This window comes from Vibrio hepatarius (assembly GCF_011806575.1).
Taxonomy (GTDB): domain Bacteria; phylum Pseudomonadota; class Gammaproteobacteria; order Enterobacterales; family Vibrionaceae; genus Vibrio; species Vibrio hepatarius_A.
The window spans coordinates 36,194-54,602 of the sequence record NZ_JAATOO010000011.1; the positions used below are offsets into that span (position 1 = coordinate 36,194).

The following is an 18,409-nucleotide window of genomic DNA, read 5'->3' on the forward strand; positions in this document are numbered from 1 at the left end:
AATCATAAAATCGAAGAGATTCTCAAGAATCCTGATTTAAGAAAGTAGTACCAATCTGGATAAGTAGTTGTACGGATAATTGCATCGAGGCGAATCACTTAACGCTCAACAAAACTAGGTTAATCTTTGGTTATCACAATTTTAATTACCAAGATCAACTCAGTCCTAAGTGAAGTCTAACAGCAATACGCGACCGAATGCTTATTTAGATTGGTATCCCAAGCGTGCAAGAGGATATGTACCAATGAGTGAAACGTTATTAGCCCTTGTGGCCTTCTCACCAATCGTGGTGGCGGCCATTTTACTTGTCGGCCTGAACTGGCCAGCAAAACGCGCGATGCCAGTCGCGTTCGGATTGACTGTTGTTATCGCCCTATTCTTCTGGGACATGACAACAAACCGTGTACTTGCGTCGGTTTTCCAAGGTTTAGGCATTACTGTCTCTGTATTATGGATTGTGTTTGGCGCAATCTTCCTACTCAACACACTTAAGCATACGGGTGCGATTGCAACAATCCGTAACGGCTTTACCAATATTTCTCCAGACCGCCGTATTCAAGCGATCATCATCGCATGGTGCTTTGGTTCATTCATTGAAGGCGCATCAGGCTTCGGAACGCCAGCGGCAATCGCGGCACCTCTGCTAGTTGCGATCGGCTTCCCTGCACTAGCAGCGGTACTGATGGGTATGATGATCCAGTCGACACCGGTTTCATTCGGCGCGGTGGGTACGCCTATCATCGTTGGTGTCAGCAAAGGTTTGGATACACACAACATCACGGAATCGCTACTGGCTAACGGTTCAACGTGGGAAGCATACGTACAGCAAATTACCTCTAGCGTTGCACTCATCCACGCGACAATCGGTACCTTAATGCCAGTTCTAATGGCGATGATGCTCACGCGTTTCTTCGGCAAGAATAAGAGCTGGACGGAAGGTCTGGATATCCTGCCATTTGCTATCTTCGCAGGTTTGTCGTTCACCATCCCGTACGCACTAACAGGCGTTTTCCTAGGCGCGGAATTCCCATCTTTGATTGGTGGTCTATTTGGTCTCGCGGTAGTGGTATCTGCGGCAAAACGTGGCTTCCTGGTACCAAAATCAACTTGGGATTTCGAAGACGAGAAGAAATGGCCAGCAGAGTGGTTAGGTTCTCTGAAAGTTGAGAAAGAAGAAACGCTGGCTCAACCAATGAGTATGGCAAAAGCATGGCTACCGTACGTATTGCTTGCTGTCATCCTAGTGGCGAGCCGCGTAAGCACAGACTTCAAAGCGATGCTAACGGGCGTAAGTGTTTCATTTAGCAACATTCTTGGCGAAGCAGGCATCAGCGCTGCTGTCCAGCCGCTATACCTACCAGGTGGCATTCTGGTGTTCTGTGCTCTACTTGCGGTTCTTATTCAATCTCGTAGCGCTACACCACTGATTAAAGCAGCGGGCGAATCAAGCAAAACACTGATTGGTGCAGGCTTTGTACTGGTATTCACTATCCCGATGGTGCGTATCTTCATCAACTCAGGCATCAACGAAGCTGACTTGGCAAGTATGCCAGTTACCACAGCAAACTTTGCAGCGGGCTTGGTTGGTGAAGCCTTCCCTGCGCTAAGTGCAACCATCGGTGCTTTGGGTGCTTTCATCGCGGGCTCTAACACGGTTTCAAACATGATGTTCAGCCAGTTCCAATTTGAAGTGGCACAAACGCTGACTATCTCAAGCGCAACAGTAGTGGCTCTACAAGCCGTCGGTGCTGCGGCAGGTAACATGATTGCGATTCATAACGTAGTAGCCGCGTCAGCAACCGTAGGTCTGCTAGGCCGCGAAGGTGCGACGCTACGCAAGACCGTTATCCCAACATTCTACTACCTTGTAGTAACGGGCATCATCGGCATGGTCGCGATTTACGGCTTGCAGATTACCGACGCGTTAATGAAATAACACTATAAGTTTTGGCGCTAATGCCTAATCCCCTGACAAGAGCGGACACTAGTGTCATTTTTAGCGGGTATTAGCGCCTTCTTCACATTAGATATCGATTTAGCCTTCACCAGAAAGGCTTATAACTAAACTGCTGTTACACATCGCTTCTCTTAACCGGTAAAGCGACATTTAAGTAAAGACCAGCTCAGCTTTCCTTGAAAGCACAGAATTAATAGGACTGATTATTATGATTATCTCTGCTTCAACAGATTACCGCAAAGCTGCTAAAGCCAAGCTACCTCCATTCCTGTTTCATTACATTGACGGTGGTTCATACGGAGAACACACCCTAAGACGTAACACGGAAGATTTGGCAGAGATTGCCCTAAAACAGCGTGTACTTAAGAACATGTCTGATCTGAGCCTAGACACTGAAATCTTTGGCGAAAAGTTTGCACTACCAATCGCACTATCTCCGGTAGGCCTAACAGGTATGTACGCACGCCGTGGTGAAGTTCAGGCAGCAAAAGCCGCAGAAAAGAAAGGCATCCCATTCACAATGTCGACCGTTTCTGTTTGTCCTATTGAAGAAGTCGCACCCGCTATCGAACGCCCTATGTGGTTCCAACTTTACGTACTGAAAGACCGTGGCTTTATGCGCAACGTTCTTGAGCGCGCGAAAGCAGCAGGTGTAACAACGCTGGTATTTACGGTTGATATGCCTGTACCGGGCGCACGTTACCGTGACATGCACTCTGGTATGAGTGGTCCTAATGCGGCATCGCGTCGTGTTTTCCAAGCAATGCGCCACCCACAATGGGCATTTGATGTTGGTCTATTCGGTAAGCCACACGACCTAGGTAACATCTCAACGTACCGTGGTGAACCGACTAAGCTAGAAGATTACATCGGCTGGTTGGGCGAAAACTTCGATCCATCCATCTCTTGGAAAGACCTAGAGTGGATTCGTGACTTCTGGGATGGCCCAATGATCATCAAAGGTATTCTTGACGTTGAAGACGCGAAAGACGCGGTGAAATTCGGCGCGGACGGTATCGTCGTATCTAACCACGGTGGTCGTCAGTTAGATGGCGTAATGTCTTCAGCGAAAGCACTACCAAGCATTGCGGACGCAGTGAAAGGTGACCTGAAGATTTTCGTTGACTCTGGTATCCGTACGGGCCTAGATGTGGTTCGTATGCTGGCGATGGGTGCAGACTGCGCAATGCTAGGTCGTTCATACATCTACGCACTTGCGGCGCAAGGTCAGATGGGTGTTGAAAACCTTCTTGACCTGTACGAGAAAGAGATGCGCGTAGCGATGACGCTAACAGGCGCGAAGAGCATTCAAGATTTGAATCGCGACTCGCTAGTTAATATCTAAGATGTAATTGAATAGGTGTCACAGCAATCTCAACCATTGTGTGGCACCTTTTTTATCGCTGGCACCAAGAATAAAAAACAATCATGCCAGTGCCGCCAACCAAAATAGGTAACTAAAACGCACGCTTAAATAGGTTGGTATACATACACAACAAGGAAGCAATGATGGCGAATTCAATAACACCAGCCACCTACGAGCAATTGGAAGTACTACTCGCTCTGCATATCGAACCAGAACGAATCATCACTCAAGAAGCGAAACGCTTAGCTTACGGCACCGACGCGAGTTTTTATCGCTTGGTGCCGAAAATCGTTTTAAGACTCAAGAGTCTCGACGAAGTCATCTATGCGATTCAAAGCTGCCGTGAGATGGGCGTACATTTCACTTTCCGCGCAGCGGGTACGAGTTTGTCCGGTCAAGCCGTATCAGACTCGGTACTAATCACCCTAACCGACGATTGGCGCGGCCACGAGATCATCGACAACGGCGATAAAATCATTCTACAGCCGGGCGTAATCGGCGCTGACGCAAACAAATACCTCGCTCCATTCCAACGCAAAATTGGACCAGATCCAGCGTCAATCAACACTTGTAAAATCGGTGGTATCGCAGCGAACAACGCCAGCGGTATGTGTTGTGGTACCGCGCAGAACTCTTACCGCACCATCGACAGCATCAAAGTGGTATTCAGTGACGGCACTCTACTCGATACCGCAAGCAAAGAAAGCATCGATGCGTTTAAAGTCACCCGCCCTGATATTATCGAAGGTCTACAAAGCTTGGTAGCCGAAACACAGAGCAATCGAGAGCTGAGTGAGCGTATTCGCCACAAGTACCGCCTTAAGAACACCACAGGTTACGCCCTTAACGCGCTAGTAGATTTTAGTGACCCGATTGAAGTGCTTGAACACCTATTAATTGGCTCAGAAGGTACGCTCGGTTTTATCGCAGAAATCACCTACAACACCGTAATCGAACACGCACACAAAGCGTCCTCATTGCTGGTATTTGCCGATATCGAAGAAGCGAGTAAAGCGGTCACCACCCTTTCAAAAACGCCTGTTGCCGCGGTTGAGCTGATGGACGGTCGCGCGCTACGTTCCGTTGCAGATAAACCGGGCATGCCAGCATTTATTCCAAAACTGGATTTAGAAGCAGCGGCACTGCTGGTTGAATCGCACGCCAGCAGCCAAGACGAATTAGAAAAACAATGCGAGCAGATCCTGGGCTCACTGAGCGATTACACCATTATTGAGTCAGTGCCTTTCACCTCGGACGCTAAAACGGTCGCGACGCTGTGGGGCATTCGTAAAGGCATGTTCCCTGCTGTGGGCGCGGTACGTGAAGTCGGCACGACAGTAATCATCGAAGACGTTGCGTTCCCTGTGGAAAACCTCGCCAACGGTGTACGTGATCTACAGGCCTTGTTCGACAAATACCATTACGGCGAAGCGATCATTTTTGGCCATGCGCTAGAAGGCAACCTGCACTTTGTCTTCACCCAAGGATTTGAGTCCCAAGACGAAGTCACCCGTTATGGCGGCTTTATGGATGATGTGGCAGAGCTGGTTGCGGTGAAATACCAAGGCTCATTAAAAGCAGAGCATGGTACCGGCCGAAACATGGCGCCGTACGTTGAGCTTGAATGGGGCAAAGATGGCTACGCGCTGATGCAACGTATTAAGACACTGTTCGACCCAGAAGGTTTGCTCAACCCTGGCGTCATCATCAATGACAGTCCAACCTCGCATATCGAGAACCTCAAACCGATGCCAGCTGCGGATGACATTGTTGACCGCTGTATCGAGTGTGGTTTCTGTGAGCCCGTGTGCCCATCACGCACGCTAACGCTCTCTCCGCGACAACGTATTGTGTTGTACCGCGAACTACAAAGACGCCGCGCCCAAGGCGAGGATGTTGAAGCGTCTGAGCTTGAGAAAGTGTTCGAGTACCAAGGTTTGGACACCTGTGCGGCAACTGGCTTATGTGCTGATCGTTGCCCGGTAGGCATCAATACTGGTGATTTGGTTAAGCAACTTCGCACCGCTAAATACCAAAAATTCACCCCGATTGCGAAGTGGACGGCTGACCACTTCACCACCACCACATCGCTCACGCGCGCATCGTTAAAAGCAAACCAAATCGCGGTGAAAGTACTGGGTGAAAGTGGCGTCTCGAAACTGGTAAATGGCGTGCGCAAACTGAGCCACAACAAAACGCCAATCTGGCTACCAGAAACACCGCAATCCAATACACATAAGTTGAATGATGCGCTTGAGCTTTTGGTTCGTTCAGATAAGAAAGTGGTTTATGTCCCGTCCTGTGCCTCTCGCACTATGGGCCAGCAATCCGACGCGCAAGACCAACGTAGCCTGACCGAAGTGACATTGTCGCTGATTAAGAAAGCGGGCTTTGAGGTGATCATTCCTGAAGGCATTAATGACCAATGTTGTGGTATGCCTTACGACAGTAAAGGCATGACGGATATTGCGACCACCAAATCACAGCAACTCGAACAAGCGTTGTGGAAAGCAAGTTTCGAGGGTGAATACCCAGTGCTAATGGACACCAGCCCTTGTGCCAAACGCAGTATCGAGAACTTCACTCAACCGCTAGAAATCCTTGAGCCAACCGGTTTTGTCTCTAAGTACCTGTTGCCGCATCTTGATATTGCCCAGAAGCAAGAGACCGTGATGCTACACGTCACTTGTAGTTCAAGAAGGATGGGACTGGAAGGCGACATGCTTAAACTGGCCAAAGCGTGTGCGAGTGACGTTATCTTACCAGAGCACATCTCATGTTGTGGTTGGGCGGGCGACAAAGGGTTTACTACTCCAGAACTTAACGCCGCAGCGGTACACCCGCTAAAAGAGCAAGTACCGAATAACTGTAGCCGTGGTTTTAGTAACAGTCGCACGTGTGAAATTGGCTTGTCGCACCACAGCGGCATTCCGTATCAGTCCATTTTGTACTTGGTTGATGAAGTCAGCTCATCACGCTAACAACTAAACTCTGGAGACTTGCTTCCTTAGCGCAATGTGAGGATGCCGAGCAAGTCTCCGCCTTTTCTGGCATTGACTTATCCCCATCCGTAGTATCAAATCATCTTTTAAACTAATTTCATATAAAGGGAACCAATATGATACTGGATATGTTTGTGTGTGATGCATTTACTCAAGAAAGGTTCAAAGGTAATTCTGCCGCCGTCGTGCCTTTACTAGACTGGCTTAGCGACGACGTCATGCTCAACATAGCCAAAGAAAACAATCTCTCAGAGACCGCCTTCGTCAAACAACTTGGCCTTGGTCACTATGAGATTCGTTGGTTCTCCCCTATTTGTGAAATCGAGTTTTGTGGCCATGCAACGCTCGCAGCTTCTTACGTTTTATTTCAACACTTTGGCGTCGAAGACCGCATTATTTTCGATACTCGCTACGTTGGCCCACTTGAGATTGAACGTGACCATTCTGGAAAGATCTTAATGGACTTCCCGTTGCGAGAACCAAGTGACACGGAAGTGCCTGCCGAGCTACTGCAAGGTCTATCACTGCCACCGGTCGCTGTACTGAGAAGCCCGCAAGCCTACTTCGTGATCTATGATGATGAACAGGACGTACTAGACGTGGTATCAAAGTGTGACCGTCTGAAACAGCTCGCGCCGTATGATGTGGTGGTAACGGCCCCTAGCAGCGATTACGACTTTGTCTCGCGTTATTTTTGGCCTGCAAATGGCGGCATCGAAGACCCTGTAACTGGCTCAATTCACGCAGGCCTTGCGCCTTACTGGGCAAAACGCTTGGGCAAAAATCACCTTATTGCGTATCAGGCGTCTGAACGCGGTGGCACGCTGTATTGCCATGTCACTGCAGATAAAGTGACCGTCTCAGGTTATGCTGTTTTGTATTCCCAAGGACAAATTCATATTTAATCGCACCCTTAGTTGGGCTAATACCAATCACAGTAAGTAAATGATCAGATATAGCGAAGGAACACCACTTGAGAACAAGGCTAAATTTTTCGATTAGTAGTTATTCTACAATCAAAAATTTCAACGCAGTTATCGAGTGTTTGAACAAGCTAGAGCGAGCAGTTATTTACTACGATTGGTATAAGTAGAGGTCTAAAGTGAAACCGATAGAAATTGGCGAAGCGTACGACAAGATTGCGCACCTTTGGGAGCACGCCAGCTTTAACCGCATGAATGGTGTAGAGCAGCATAGAAGAGCGTTTAAGTTTGCCAAAAACCGAGGTAAAGCACTCGATATTGGCTGCGGCTGCTCCGGACGTTTTATCGACTTGATGATAGAAGAAGGCTTTGAACCGACAGGGCTTGATGTCTCAACTAAGATGCTAGATTTGGCGAGACGACGACACCCGAATGTCGAGTTTATCCATAGCGATATTTGTATCCATCAACCTCTGGTAAAATACGACTTTATTACCGCTTGGGACAGCATTTGGCATATTCCGCTCGATGAGCAACGCGCGGTGATTACTAAGATTATCGGCAGCTTGAGTATTGGCGGCGTATTTATTTTCACATTCGGTGGTACAGACCAGCCGGGCGCGCATACCGATGACTTTATGGGACCAATAGTCTATTACTCGTCACTCGGTACGCAAGGATTCCTGAGCTTAATGTTGGAACTGGGTTGCACCATTCGTCACTTGGAATTTGACCAATACCCAGAGTTGCATACCTACATGATTGTCGAGAAAAGCTAACGACATCCAATCTACTTCGCAGCAAAACTAGCCTAACCTGTTTTGCTGCTCATTTCCCCAAGCTGTTTTTTTAAGTAACTATTTTCATATTTTGTGCTGATACGACTGGATAACACATTCTAAAACCGCGTATCTTATGCTTATCAGTTGTGCGGAGAGTTGTATGAAAATTATCATTTTACATGGGTTGTACATGCATGGGATGGTCATGCAGCCTCTGAGCCGCAGCCTAAGAACGTTTAACTATCGAACCAAGGTGCTGACGTATAACAGCGTTGCGATTAACAAACACAAACTGTTCCGAGAGATCGACGAGGCACTTAGCGCAGAGACACCCAACGTGTTGGTCGGTCACAGTTTAGGCGGACTTGTTATCAAACAATACCTTGCCTCACGTAAACCAAGTGCGAAAGAGATCTCGCATGTCGTTACTATCGGCTCACCGTTAAATGGCGCCTCTATCGTGACACGTATTCAAGACTTGGGATTGGGAAACATCTTAGGTAATTCGCCAAACTTTGGTTTAAAAGAGCATTCCAGCCGCTGGGATTTTCCACAAAAGCTCGGTAGTATCGCGGGCACTATGCCGATCGGTGCGCGAGCGTTGTTTTTAATGGATAATCAAAAGCCGTCAGACGGCACCGTTACGGTTGAAGAAACAAAAATTGAAGGGATGACAGATCATATTGAGACCACCAGCAGCCACACTAGCCTTATCTATGTGGCATTCACTGCAAAACAAATCGATTACTTTATCCGTCATAATCGGTTTCTACATAAGTAGGTGGGATAATTGTGACAATAATGATTAGAAGCGTTCTATCAGAAGCCGCTTATAAGGAAAAATGAGTTTCCTGTATAACCTACTTCTTTGAATTGATGAATCGTTCTGCGCTTGCGAATAAAGTGTCACACTTTTTCTTCTGCGTGGCATACTCGGAAGTACCTTCCGGTAAAGAATCAAGAACTTCTTTAGCACTTTGATATTCTCCAACCATCACTGCAAATCGGTCTTCAAAATCACTTTTGCGCATTTTTTTGCTTGGTTTTCTTACTGGTTTTCTCATATCGCCCTCTCACTTATAGATCCCATAGTTTCTTCTGTTCACGTTCTAACAGAATATCTTCGATCTTTTTTCTTATTGTATGAATACTGTCTGGAATTGCTTCTTGGACATGATTTTTCACTTTCGCTTTTTTCGAATTACAACGCGTTAATTTCTTTTTCAAAGGTTAATCTCTTTCTTTGACAAAATATAAAAAGTTCCCAAGAAAAACCTTGAGAACTTTAATTTAACCAGTAGTCTACAATTCTAAAAATGAATTTTTAAATCAAAGAAGCTGGTATTTACTCTGGAGTAAAATATGACGCGTTAGCATCGCGCCATTTAACTGCTGTATAGTCGCCAACCAAATAGGTTGTGCTAAAAATACTTACAGTACAGTAACGTTAGCAGCTTGAGGGCCTTTGCCGCCTTGCTCAACGTTAAAAGAAACTTTTTGGCCTTCAATTAATGTTTTGAAGCCGTCATTAGCGATTGCTCTGAAGTGAACAAACAGATCAGCACTACCATTATCTGGTGTGATAAAGCCAAAGCCTTTTGATTCGTTAAACCATTTAACTAAGCCAGTTGTTTTATTTGACATATATATCTCGATAGATTGATTAATTTATAAAGGAAGCTACTAAATAAGGAATGAAGAAAAAGGTATCGCAGGATAGATATGTCGAATGAAATCGAAAAAACTGAGAAAATCTTGAACTAAATATTTTATCAATAGCTCTCTGTTTGAGCTGACGTCACTATACACTAAGTACACGCAATAGATATACATTTCTTATTTTAATTTTAATAACTACTAAAATCAGACACTTAATAATTTATAGCAAGTATCTGTTAGCTCAATGATGTTAATGCTTAGTCATTCACAAAACAAAAACAGCCGCTAAATCGCGACTGTTTTATTCTTTTTACGATGGTTACTGCGCAGGTGATAAACTGTATTTTGTTTTCACAGTATTTGCACCAAAGGCCTCGGTTACTCTCTGGTTGAATTCTTCGAGCGAAATCGAGTTAGCCATTGCATCGGTATCTTTCAGCGCTTCGACGCCGTAACCGTGGATTAGGTAGCGAGTGTAGAACCAAGTTCTTTCGACTGGGTTCTCTTTTAATGGGTGCAGCGCGACTTTTAATTGCTTCGCAGCAATATCCAGCTCTTGCTGAGTTACGCCTTTCGCCAAATCCGCCAGTACCGTATCAATCGCTTGTTCTACCTTATCGACATCTTTAGGCGCGACCTGCGCGTCCACTACCCAATCAGTGGTTGGTTCTTGATCTCGTGATACCGAATAAGCATCCGGCGCGTAATCTAAACCAAGTTCCTCACGCACGTATTCGGTCAGACGTTTCGATAGCACACGTTGCAGCATATCATCGATAAATGCCGTGCGTGCAGTGTCCGCTCTAGCGTCTGAATTGATCACATTGACTGTGTATAGCGTGTTTTGCTCGTTATTTTCCGCCACCGTGACCAGCGCTTTTGGCTCAGGGTTGTATGCCACTTTGTAGCTTGGTGTACTCACCTTTTCCAAAGGAATAGAGGCAATGTAGTGGCGCAATAGCGGAGTCACATCGGCTGGTTTTAAGTCACCAACAATCACAAACTTGTTGCCACGATTTTTACCAAACAACTCGTGGTGAACCGCGCGAATGTCTTCTGGTGTCACCATCGATAATGCTGGTGCAGACTGATTGTATTTACGACTCTCAGGTAAGTAGATATTGCGGTTGAGCGCTTGTGTCCACTTACCGTGTGGCGTGGCTAAGTAGTTGCTCTGCTGCTGGATGTTTTCTTGACGAACCTTATCCAACTGGCGCTGATCGACATTAACGTTGGTCGTGATGTTAAAAATCACTTTAAACGCATCTGCCAACTTCTCTTTGGTTAGCGCCAGTTCTACCCCGTGGTGCGTACTGCTTATAAATGGGAATACTCGAATGCTGTTACGTGTTAAGTAGCTATCGAAGTCTGAGCCGTTGTAATCGCCTACTCCACTCTTAATCACTACAGGCACCGATAAGTCAGCGGCAGCGAACAAGTTTGGTGTTAGCGCCGCGTATCCGCCTTGGCTAGCGTAGATAACACTGACGTGCTCATCTGTCGTTGGGTCGCTCTCAAGCCAAACTTCTACGCCGTTGGATAGCGTCCAAACATGAAAACCCAACTCGTTAGTTTGCTGAGCAACCACTTGGCCTGAGGCTGGTGGCTCCGTCAATTGGTTGTCACCTGCCGCTAGCGCGATTGGCTTTTCCCCTTTTTCGGCAAACTGGGCTTTCAGCGTTGGGATTCCTGCGTTTAATGACGCGATGGCTTGTTCGTTTTCCGCTGCGCGAAGTACGACAAATTCATCAGACAGTAAGCTGTGGATCTGTGCATTAACTTTATCTAGGGTAATCGAGTCAACAAACTGCGTTAGCGCCGCGCGGTAGTCTTGCTTTGACTGATTAACCTCGCCCGTGGAGATCGAGTAAGACTTAGCTTCAGCGTAATCTGGCGCGTCTTGCTGTGACCAGTCATAATCTAGGTCGGTGAGTTGCTGTTTGTTCGCTGCGATAGACGCTTGGATATCGTTATCAGTCACGCCGTAATCTCTTAGCGTCGCTAACGTTGCGATAAGCAGTTGCTCGGCGGTTTCACGCTGCTCTGGAGAAAACGATACCGAGTACAACGCGACATTGTTCTTATCGATATCGATTGAAGCCGCAACTAACTCTTGAACTGGCACTGCTGCATCATCAAATGCCGCGCTCAGTTTGCGATTGATAAGCTCAAGTGCGAGGTTATCAAACCAATCTTCGATCTGCTTTTCACGCGACGTATACAGCGAAGGACCGCGGGTCGACATCAGTGTTAGGCTTGGCATATCGTACTGACCAACAGTATCTACGTAATCTGTTAGCGTTAAACGCGGCTTCTCGACCGTATTGTCTGGCGCGGTTTCAGCCGCCGTCCAGCTCGCGAATTTTTGCTCAATCAACTGCTGAGCGGCTTTTGCGTCCACATCACCAGTAACGATGATTTCAGCATACTGAGGATGATACCACTGTTGATAAAACGCTCTTAGGCTATCACTGGTTGTATTGCTAACTGACTCGACTGTGCCTACCGGGTCGATATGCTCCAGTTTAGTGCCTTGAATTAAGTGGTCGTAGTAACGTTCACTAAAGCCTTTGTTTTCCGGTCGGTTACGGCGAATTTCACCCTTGATCACGCCGATCTCTTTCTCAACTTCTGTTTGAGAGATCTCTAGACCGTCAGCAATATCACGCATCCACATCATGGCGTTTTCCAGTTGCGCATTATCAGGTAAATCGAGCTGGTAAACCGTCTCGTAGTAACTGGTGTAGGCGTTAATATCCGCGCCAAAAGAAAGCCCCGCAGACTCAAACATTTTGACTACGTCGTTTGATGTGAAATGGGTACTGCCATTAAATGCCATGTGCTCTAGGAAGTGCGCATAGCCCTTTTGCTGTTCGGTTTCATGGGCAGAACCGATATGAACGTATAAACGTAAAGATACGGGCTCTTTATCGGTTGGGTAGATATGGTACTTCACACCATTGTCGAGTTGGCCTTGTGTCCAATTTGGATCAGGCTGGATTGGTGTTGTGGGTGATGATTGTGTGCATCCGACGATAAAAATAGAAACGATTAATAATATTATTCGCATAATCATACTTCTTGTTATTTGTGTAATTGCACTATAACCCAAACGAATGATTTTGTTGAATCTATTCCACAAATAAATAACGGTTAATTTTGTACGTATTACATTACACAAAAGCTGAGTGATTTTAGTGACATACCAGACATTTGAGTGTGCTCACGCAAAATAAAAAGCCCGTCTAAACACTAATGCTTAGACAGGCTTTATTGGTTCATACTTTATAATTAGATTGTTGGCGCTCATTCAGCTTGTTTAGGAAAACGTTCCTCATATAACGCCATAAAGTCCGAGCGAATGTCTTGCTCAAGGTGAGTCGCTTTGTCGGTTGGACAGAACAACATAAAGTGTACGATCTGCTCCCCTGTCGCTGCGCTGGTAATGTGGATATGTGGTTCAGAACCTGGAAGGTCGACACCAGCGTGCTTCTCAATAACCGTATTGTAACGCTTAGCAACTTCATGGAAGTAATGCGTACGCTCATCAATTTTCTCGATCATCAGCGGCACAAGCGGATACAGGTTAACGAAGTCAGGTACTACGATGGAAAAGTTATGGAATACATAACGTTTCATAAAGTTGAGGTTCTTCACCGGATAGGTAAAGAACATGCTATTTGGCAACGTCGCGGTTTTACCCGTGTAGTGGTACTGGCCGTGGTAAAGGTCAATCTCTTGAATTACCGTCGCCATGACGTTGTGCTCAATCACTTCACCACAGATTTTGCCGACTTCAATCCAGTCACCGACGCGAAACGAGCGCGAACTCGCCCGCTGAATAGAACCAGTAAAGCAGAGGATAATCTCTTTTGATGCGACCACGATAGCCACGGCAATCGCCGTCACCGATAGCGCAAACTCGCTGATCTCCGATTGCCACAGGATAAACAGCAGCAGAACCGTCAAGGCGGACGAGCTATTCTTGGTCCGCGACATCCAGTTGCGACGTTCTTCCGAAACAAAGGCGACATCACCACGAATTTTCGACAGGATCAGGCGACGCAGCAAAGCGATTATCAAAATAATCAGCGCAGTAAACAACAATTTGTGAGTTAGAAGAAAATCGATAACGACTTGTACTTTCTCCACTCGGTACTCCTATTTATTCTTTTTGTTTTGTTAAAAAGGGGCATTATGCCCCCTTTCTCTTATTTGCTAGTTTTGAGGCTGTTGCTCCTCTGGCAGCTCACCCTCTTTAAAAATGACAAATGCGCGCCGGTTGAGTGCATTCGCATCCAGTGTTTGTTCTTGTGTGACAGGGTCTAGCTCACCAAACGATTTAACTTCCCACACATATTGCTTTGGATCTAGTTTCGTTTGCAAATATTGCAACACAGATTCCGCTCTTCGCTCCGCCAGCTTTTGGTTATAACTGATTGAACCTTGGTAATCGGTGTGACCAGCAATCAAAATCCGACCTTTCAAGCCCTGTAAGTTGCTAGAGAAATCATCCAACGACGGTTTGTCACGCTCTTTCAGGTCAGCTTTATCAAAGTCAAAGTGCGACGTCATCGCCATGAATACTTTACGCTCTGGCTTTGGCGGCTCACAGAAAGGGTTTTCCGCTTGAGTTTGGGTTTGTTCAAACAGCACGTAGGCGCGGCGGTTTTTCGCGTTAGCTTCTAAGCTTGTACCTTCGGCAATTGGTTTTGATTTACCGTAGAACTTCACTTCCCAATCGTAGCGTGAGGCGTCCAATTGAGACTGCATATATGCCTTCACGGCTTCGGCGCGTCGCAGTGAGAGCTTCATGTTGTAATCATCTGAGCCTTGATAGTCGGTGTGTCCGACAATCGCAATTTGACCACGAAGATTGCGAATGCCCTTAATCAGCTTATCTACCGAGGCTTTGTCTTCCTGTTTGAGGTCTGACTTATCGAAATCAAAATGCGACGCCATCGCGATACGGATATCTCGCTCAGGAACGATACATTCACGGATCAAAAACTTTTCCACGCGCGGATCACCAAACTTGTCGATGTTCTCTTTACTCACATAAGTATCTGTAGCGCAGGCGGATAGCACGCCCACGACCAACGGAATAAACAATAGGTATTTTAGTTTCATCATTGCCCTTTAGATCTTACCAACCAAGTTGAGGAATACGCCTTGCGCGTCGTAATCGTCGTCATTGGCAAGGTTACTGTCGAAACCAGAGAAGTTGTAGCCGACGCCAACTTTGAAGTTGTCTGACAGGTGTTTGTTGACTGAGATAAGCGCACCGTGCTCTAGCTCGTCATTTTGTGTATCGGTCTTCCAGTGATATTCCCCCGTCACGTCCCACTCTTTGATGATGTGGTAAGACGCGCTTAAACCGTATAGGTCGATATCACTTTCGACACGCGCAACACTACCCGATGCACGCTCAAAATCTTCCATTTTGTCTTTGTGCGCGTACTTAGCACCCACATCCACTTTCGCGTTAACCGAGTAAATACCCTCTACTTCGATGATATGCGACTCTTCGTTGGTGTAGCTGACGTCTCGGTCAAGGTTATCTTTATCCGCGATATAGGTATAACGGCTCAGCAGGTTCAAACGGTCATTGTAAATCGGGCGATAAGCAATACCGGCTGTTGCTTCAACAAAGCGCGCTAGTGTTTCATCGGTTTGGGCACTGACCGATTTCGAGTAGTTATACTTGCCAAACAAGGTGTACTCGTCCGTCAGGTGATGGGTATAGCGGTTGGTCGTCACAAACTGTTCGATTCGGCGTTTACTTGGGTCAACATTTTCGTTGCCTTTGTCGACCCTGAACTCGACCTTGTTTTTAAACGTAATATCATCCACGTCAACATTGGCAGTAAAAGTCACCGCTTTGCGTTGCGTTACTTCACGGATGCTAGGATCGCTCGCACTTGGCTTCTCGATTTCACCTTGTTGATAACCGATACCGAAGTCAACATCGTCACTCATGTCGTAACCAAAACCGAATGAGTCAATCTGCCCTTTGCCGTTGTTTTCATCAACAAACTGGTTCTCTTGATAAAAATCGACGCTGTCGGTTAAGTCGGCACGCTGACCAACGATGACATTGTTCTGCCCTTCGTAGTTGTCGTTGTCATAAGTTAGATAGGTGGTGTAGTCACTGGTTACGTCGTAGCTTGCGGTTGCCTGGGTCGCATCACCACGGTCACCTGTGGTGTATTCTGCGCCTAACGTCAGGTCATCAAATACACGGAACTCAGCACCAACCGTCACGCTATCGTTGTCATCGTACTCTTCGGTTTGATCAACCGTGGTTTGTCCTTTGACGTAGACGCTGTTGTCGTTGTCCCAGATGTAATCTGCTCTCAGGCCCGCGAGTGTGCCTTTACCCTTTTCGTTGTCACGATTGAGTTCTTCAATCTGTTTACCCGCTGCAGACACTTTGATGTGCTCCGTCAGCTTAAACTGACCTTCTAGCTCGGCTTGCTGGGTATCCGTTGTTTTCGTGCCATCAATTTTGGTCTCTTCCATCGACGTATAACGAGTAGCGAAGCTAAGTCTGTCCGTCGCTTGAAGTCTCAATTCGGTACCATAAGAGAGCTGTTCTAAGTCGTCACTTTGGCTCGCATAGCTGTAGCCTGCGTCTTTGGTTTTGTACCACGCTTTTACGTCATTGCCGACCAAACCAAAAATATTCGGTGCGATGTCATAAAGGTTAGCGACACCTTTCACCTGAATCGAGTCACCCTCACGATCATCCAAATCGTTGCCGATTGGCGTAAAGGTTAAACCGCCATCAAACGAGACAAAGTTTGAGTCGGTTTGTCGACCTTCACTGCGTGCAAATTCGGCTTTTAGATACGTCCCTTCTGTCGCACGTAAAGTGAGGTCCGTGCCGTAAGATTGGTAGTTCTGGTTATCTCGGTCTTCGGTTGCGTAGTTCACGCCAATACCGATGTAATCGTTGGCCCAACCTTTAATGCGACCACCGTAAGTCAGTGAATCAATCACATCCGAACCTTGTGGCACGTATTCATAATCCACCGCTAGGTAGTTTTCATAGCCACCAGCAGGAGAATCATCAATCACGCTACCAAAATTTTCAGAGATGATGTTACTTAGCGGGCGCATCAGAATAATACGGCCTTGGTATGGGTCGATTTCATAGTCACGACCAGACTGTAACGGCACTTCCTTCTCTGAAATGCCACTGTCTTTGTTGACGACTTTTACGTAAACCTTGTCACTGCCTGGTACCACTTCACCGTGACGTAAAAAGTACAGTGAGCCACCTGTGCCGAGTAATTCATCGTGTGCGAATGCAGAATCTGCCGCTGCTGCGAAGCCCACCACATTTAAACGGTCTTCACCAAACTGAGTAGTTGTGCGCGTGCGGAAGTCGCCTTTAAAACCATACAAGCTACGGTTGTAGTCATTATTGTCTGTGCCGGTTAAGCCCGTGTTGTAGTTACCCCACAACACTTGTGACTTGTCGTACTCCAGATCGATATACACCTTACCCTTGGTGTTGACGACTTTACGGATGTTCGAACCGTCGCCGTAGTCCGCGTAATAAAGCTCATCGTCATCTTCTAGAATATCGAACACATCTGACGTATCTGCAGCAAAAGGATGCTTAAACAGGTCTTTCACTTCGCCATCTTTACTGTCGAAGTGAGTGGTCATACGCAGTTTATCGCCAAACTTACCCTGACCAAAATACGCGATACGGCCTTGGTTATAGATATCATCTTGGTATTGGTAGTTCACCCCCAACGCACCCGTGTTGCCAGTGACATTGTTACGACCAATATAGAAATCGGCGATACCTGCTTGCGAGTAGTAAGTGTCTGGAATACGCACGTAGAGCTGGTAACGGCGCTCATCACCGTTATCGAAGATCACTTTCGTCGGGAACAGATATGCGTCTGCTGGTAGGAATTGCTCCGCGTAGAGTTCACCTTCTTCCACTTCAAATTCGTCTTCGCCGATAACGACTTTATCAACACCTTTTAGACCCGTACCGATAAACTTCGCCAAGCCCGCATTGGTCGGAATGTTATGGCGCATCAGCTTCGCTTTACCATAACGACGACCGATATCTTCTTCGCCGTCGTTGCGGTCGATTTCCACTTCAGAATCCGGCTTCACCAGATCAACAACACCCACGCTGGTGACATCCATATTGCCGTCTTTGTCCCACGCTTTAAAACGGAACTGGAGCTGATTGCCAACTTTAAACTGGTAGTCTAAATCGGTCGAACCATCCCAACTAATATCGATATCGTTAGCAAGCTCTGTGCCTTCAATCACTTTGATTGGATGCGCCAAAGAGCGGTCTTGCCCTTGGAAGATCTCCACTTGATAGCGCGACAGGTAGTAACTGTAGTTGGTGGTAATGGTAAAGTTGGCCTCGTCTTTGAGCTTGCCCTCTTCCACTTCCAACTCTTCACTAACGCTGACATCCATCACCGGTTCAAAACGCGTGATATCTCGACTCGCCCAGATAGCCCCTTCCTCAAGGTAAATGCGCGAGCTGTCTTCCTGTTTATGGAGTTCAACCTCGATCCCTGTGGTCGTGCTTTCAATTTTTTGCATCTGGCTGGTATCTTTTGCCGCTGCCATCACTGGGATGGCAGTCAACACACACATGGCCAATCGAGTTTTTCTGATTTTGTGCATTTGGCTCCCATTAATCGCGGGCAATAGTATTTTTTGTTGTTCCACGA

The 18,409-nt window shown here is 46.7% G+C and carries 12 protein-coding genes; 6 read left to right on the plus strand and 6 right to left on the minus strand.

Features of this window, described 5'->3' with window-relative positions; genetic code table 11:
• Positions 1-244: 244 nt before the first annotated feature.
• The 6 genes from HCZ42_RS10715 to HCZ42_RS10740 all read left to right on the plus strand — a co-directional run bounded on the left by HCZ42_RS10715 (position 245) and on the right by HCZ42_RS10740 (position 8,811).
• Complete coding sequence (locus HCZ42_RS10715; protein WP_167420694.1) at positions 245-1,936, plus strand: L-lactate permease; 1,692 nt, start codon at positions 245-247, stop codon at positions 1,934-1,936.
• A 229-nt stretch (positions 1,937-2,165) separates the two neighbouring features.
• A complete protein-coding gene (lldD, locus tag HCZ42_RS10720) occupies positions 2,166-3,302 on the plus strand; it encodes an FMN-dependent L-lactate dehydrogenase LldD (RefSeq protein WP_053407384.1) in 1,137 nt (378 codons plus the stop codon).
• A gap of 164 nt (positions 3,303-3,466) precedes the next feature.
• Positions 3,467-6,304: an FAD-binding and (Fe-S)-binding domain-containing protein gene (locus HCZ42_RS10725; protein WP_167420695.1), complete on the plus strand. Its 2,838-nt coding sequence runs from the start codon at positions 3,467-3,469 to the stop codon at positions 6,302-6,304.
• 137 nt (positions 6,305-6,441) lie between these two features.
• Positions 6,442-7,230, plus strand: coding sequence for a PhzF family phenazine biosynthesis protein (locus HCZ42_RS10730; protein WP_167420696.1), 789 nt, complete (start codon positions 6,442-6,444; stop codon positions 7,228-7,230).
• Between the two features lie 197 nt (positions 7,231-7,427).
• Positions 7,428-8,027, plus strand: coding sequence for a class I SAM-dependent methyltransferase (locus tag HCZ42_RS10735; protein WP_167420697.1), 600 nt, complete (start codon positions 7,428-7,430; stop codon positions 8,025-8,027).
• 163 nt (positions 8,028-8,190) lie between these two features.
• Positions 8,191-8,811 carry a PGAP1-like alpha/beta domain-containing protein gene (locus HCZ42_RS10740; RefSeq protein ID WP_167420698.1) on the plus strand — a complete coding sequence of 207 codons (621 nt, stop codon included), beginning with the start codon at positions 8,191-8,193 and terminating at the stop codon, positions 8,809-8,811.
• A gap of 79 nt (positions 8,812-8,890) precedes the next feature.
• Here HCZ42_RS10740 and HCZ42_RS10745 read toward each other — a convergent pair whose 3' ends face one another.
• The 6 genes from HCZ42_RS10745 to HCZ42_RS10770 form a co-directional block, all read right to left on the minus strand.
• On the minus strand, positions 8,891-9,094 hold the full coding sequence (locus HCZ42_RS10745; RefSeq protein ID WP_167420699.1) for a hypothetical protein: 204 nt from the start codon (positions 9,092-9,094) through the stop codon (positions 8,891-8,893).
• 367 nt (positions 9,095-9,461) lie between these two features.
• On the minus strand, positions 9,462-9,674 hold the full coding sequence (cspE, locus tag HCZ42_RS10750; protein ID WP_167420700.1) for a transcription antiterminator/RNA stability regulator CspE: 213 nt from the start codon (positions 9,672-9,674) through the stop codon (positions 9,462-9,464).
• 334 nt (positions 9,675-10,008) lie between these two features.
• Positions 10,009-12,759 carry a M16 family metallopeptidase gene (locus HCZ42_RS10755; RefSeq protein WP_167420701.1) on the minus strand — a complete coding sequence of 917 codons (2,751 nt, stop codon included), beginning with the start codon at positions 12,757-12,759 and terminating at the stop codon, positions 10,009-10,011.
• 236 nt (positions 12,760-12,995) lie between these two features.
• Positions 12,996-13,841, minus strand: coding sequence for a mechanosensitive ion channel family protein (locus HCZ42_RS10760; RefSeq protein ID WP_167420702.1), 846 nt, complete (start codon positions 13,839-13,841; stop codon positions 12,996-12,998).
• A gap of 66 nt (positions 13,842-13,907) precedes the next feature.
• Positions 13,908-14,819: an OmpA family protein gene (locus HCZ42_RS10765; RefSeq protein WP_167420774.1), complete on the minus strand. Its 912-nt coding sequence runs from the start codon at positions 14,817-14,819 to the stop codon at positions 13,908-13,910.
• A gap of 9 nt (positions 14,820-14,828) precedes the next feature.
• On the minus strand, positions 14,829-18,362 hold the full coding sequence (locus HCZ42_RS10770; protein WP_167420703.1) for a hypothetical protein: 3,534 nt from the start codon (positions 18,360-18,362) through the stop codon (positions 14,829-14,831).
• Positions 18,363-18,409 lie beyond the last annotated feature (47 nt).

Excerpts from the sequence above, each read along its gene's own strand:
- HCZ42_RS10715 (WP_167420694.1), top strand. The coding sequence starts at position 245 with ATGAGTGAAACGTTATTAGCCCTTGTGGCCTTCTCACCAATCGTGGTG.
- lldD (WP_053407384.1), top strand. The coding sequence starts at position 2,166 with ATGATTATCTCTGCTTCAACAGATTACCGCAAAGCTGCTAAAGCCAAG.
- HCZ42_RS10725 (WP_167420695.1), top strand. The coding sequence starts at position 3,467 with ATGGCGAATTCAATAACACCAGCCACCTACGAGCAATTGGAAGTACTA.
- HCZ42_RS10730 (WP_167420696.1), top strand. The coding sequence starts at position 6,442 with ATGATACTGGATATGTTTGTGTGTGATGCATTTACTCAAGAAAGGTTC.
- HCZ42_RS10740 (WP_167420698.1), top strand. The coding sequence starts at position 8,191 with ATGAAAATTATCATTTTACATGGGTTGTACATGCATGGGATGGTCATG.
- HCZ42_RS10745 (WP_167420699.1), bottom strand. The coding sequence starts at position 9,094 with ATGAGAAAACCAGTAAGAAAACCAAGCAAAAAAATGCGCAAAAGTGAT.
- cspE (WP_167420700.1), bottom strand. The coding sequence starts at position 9,674 with ATGTCAAATAAAACAACTGGCTTAGTTAAATGGTTTAACGAATCAAAA.
- HCZ42_RS10755 (WP_167420701.1), bottom strand. The coding sequence starts at position 12,759 with ATGCGAATAATATTATTAATCGTTTCTATTTTTATCGTCGGATGCACA.
- HCZ42_RS10765 (WP_167420774.1), bottom strand. The coding sequence starts at position 14,819 with ATGAAACTAAAATACCTATTGTTTATTCCGTTGGTCGTGGGCGTGCTA.
- HCZ42_RS10770 (WP_167420703.1), bottom strand. The coding sequence starts at position 18,362 with ATGCACAAAATCAGAAAAACTCGATTGGCCATGTGTGTGTTGACTGCC.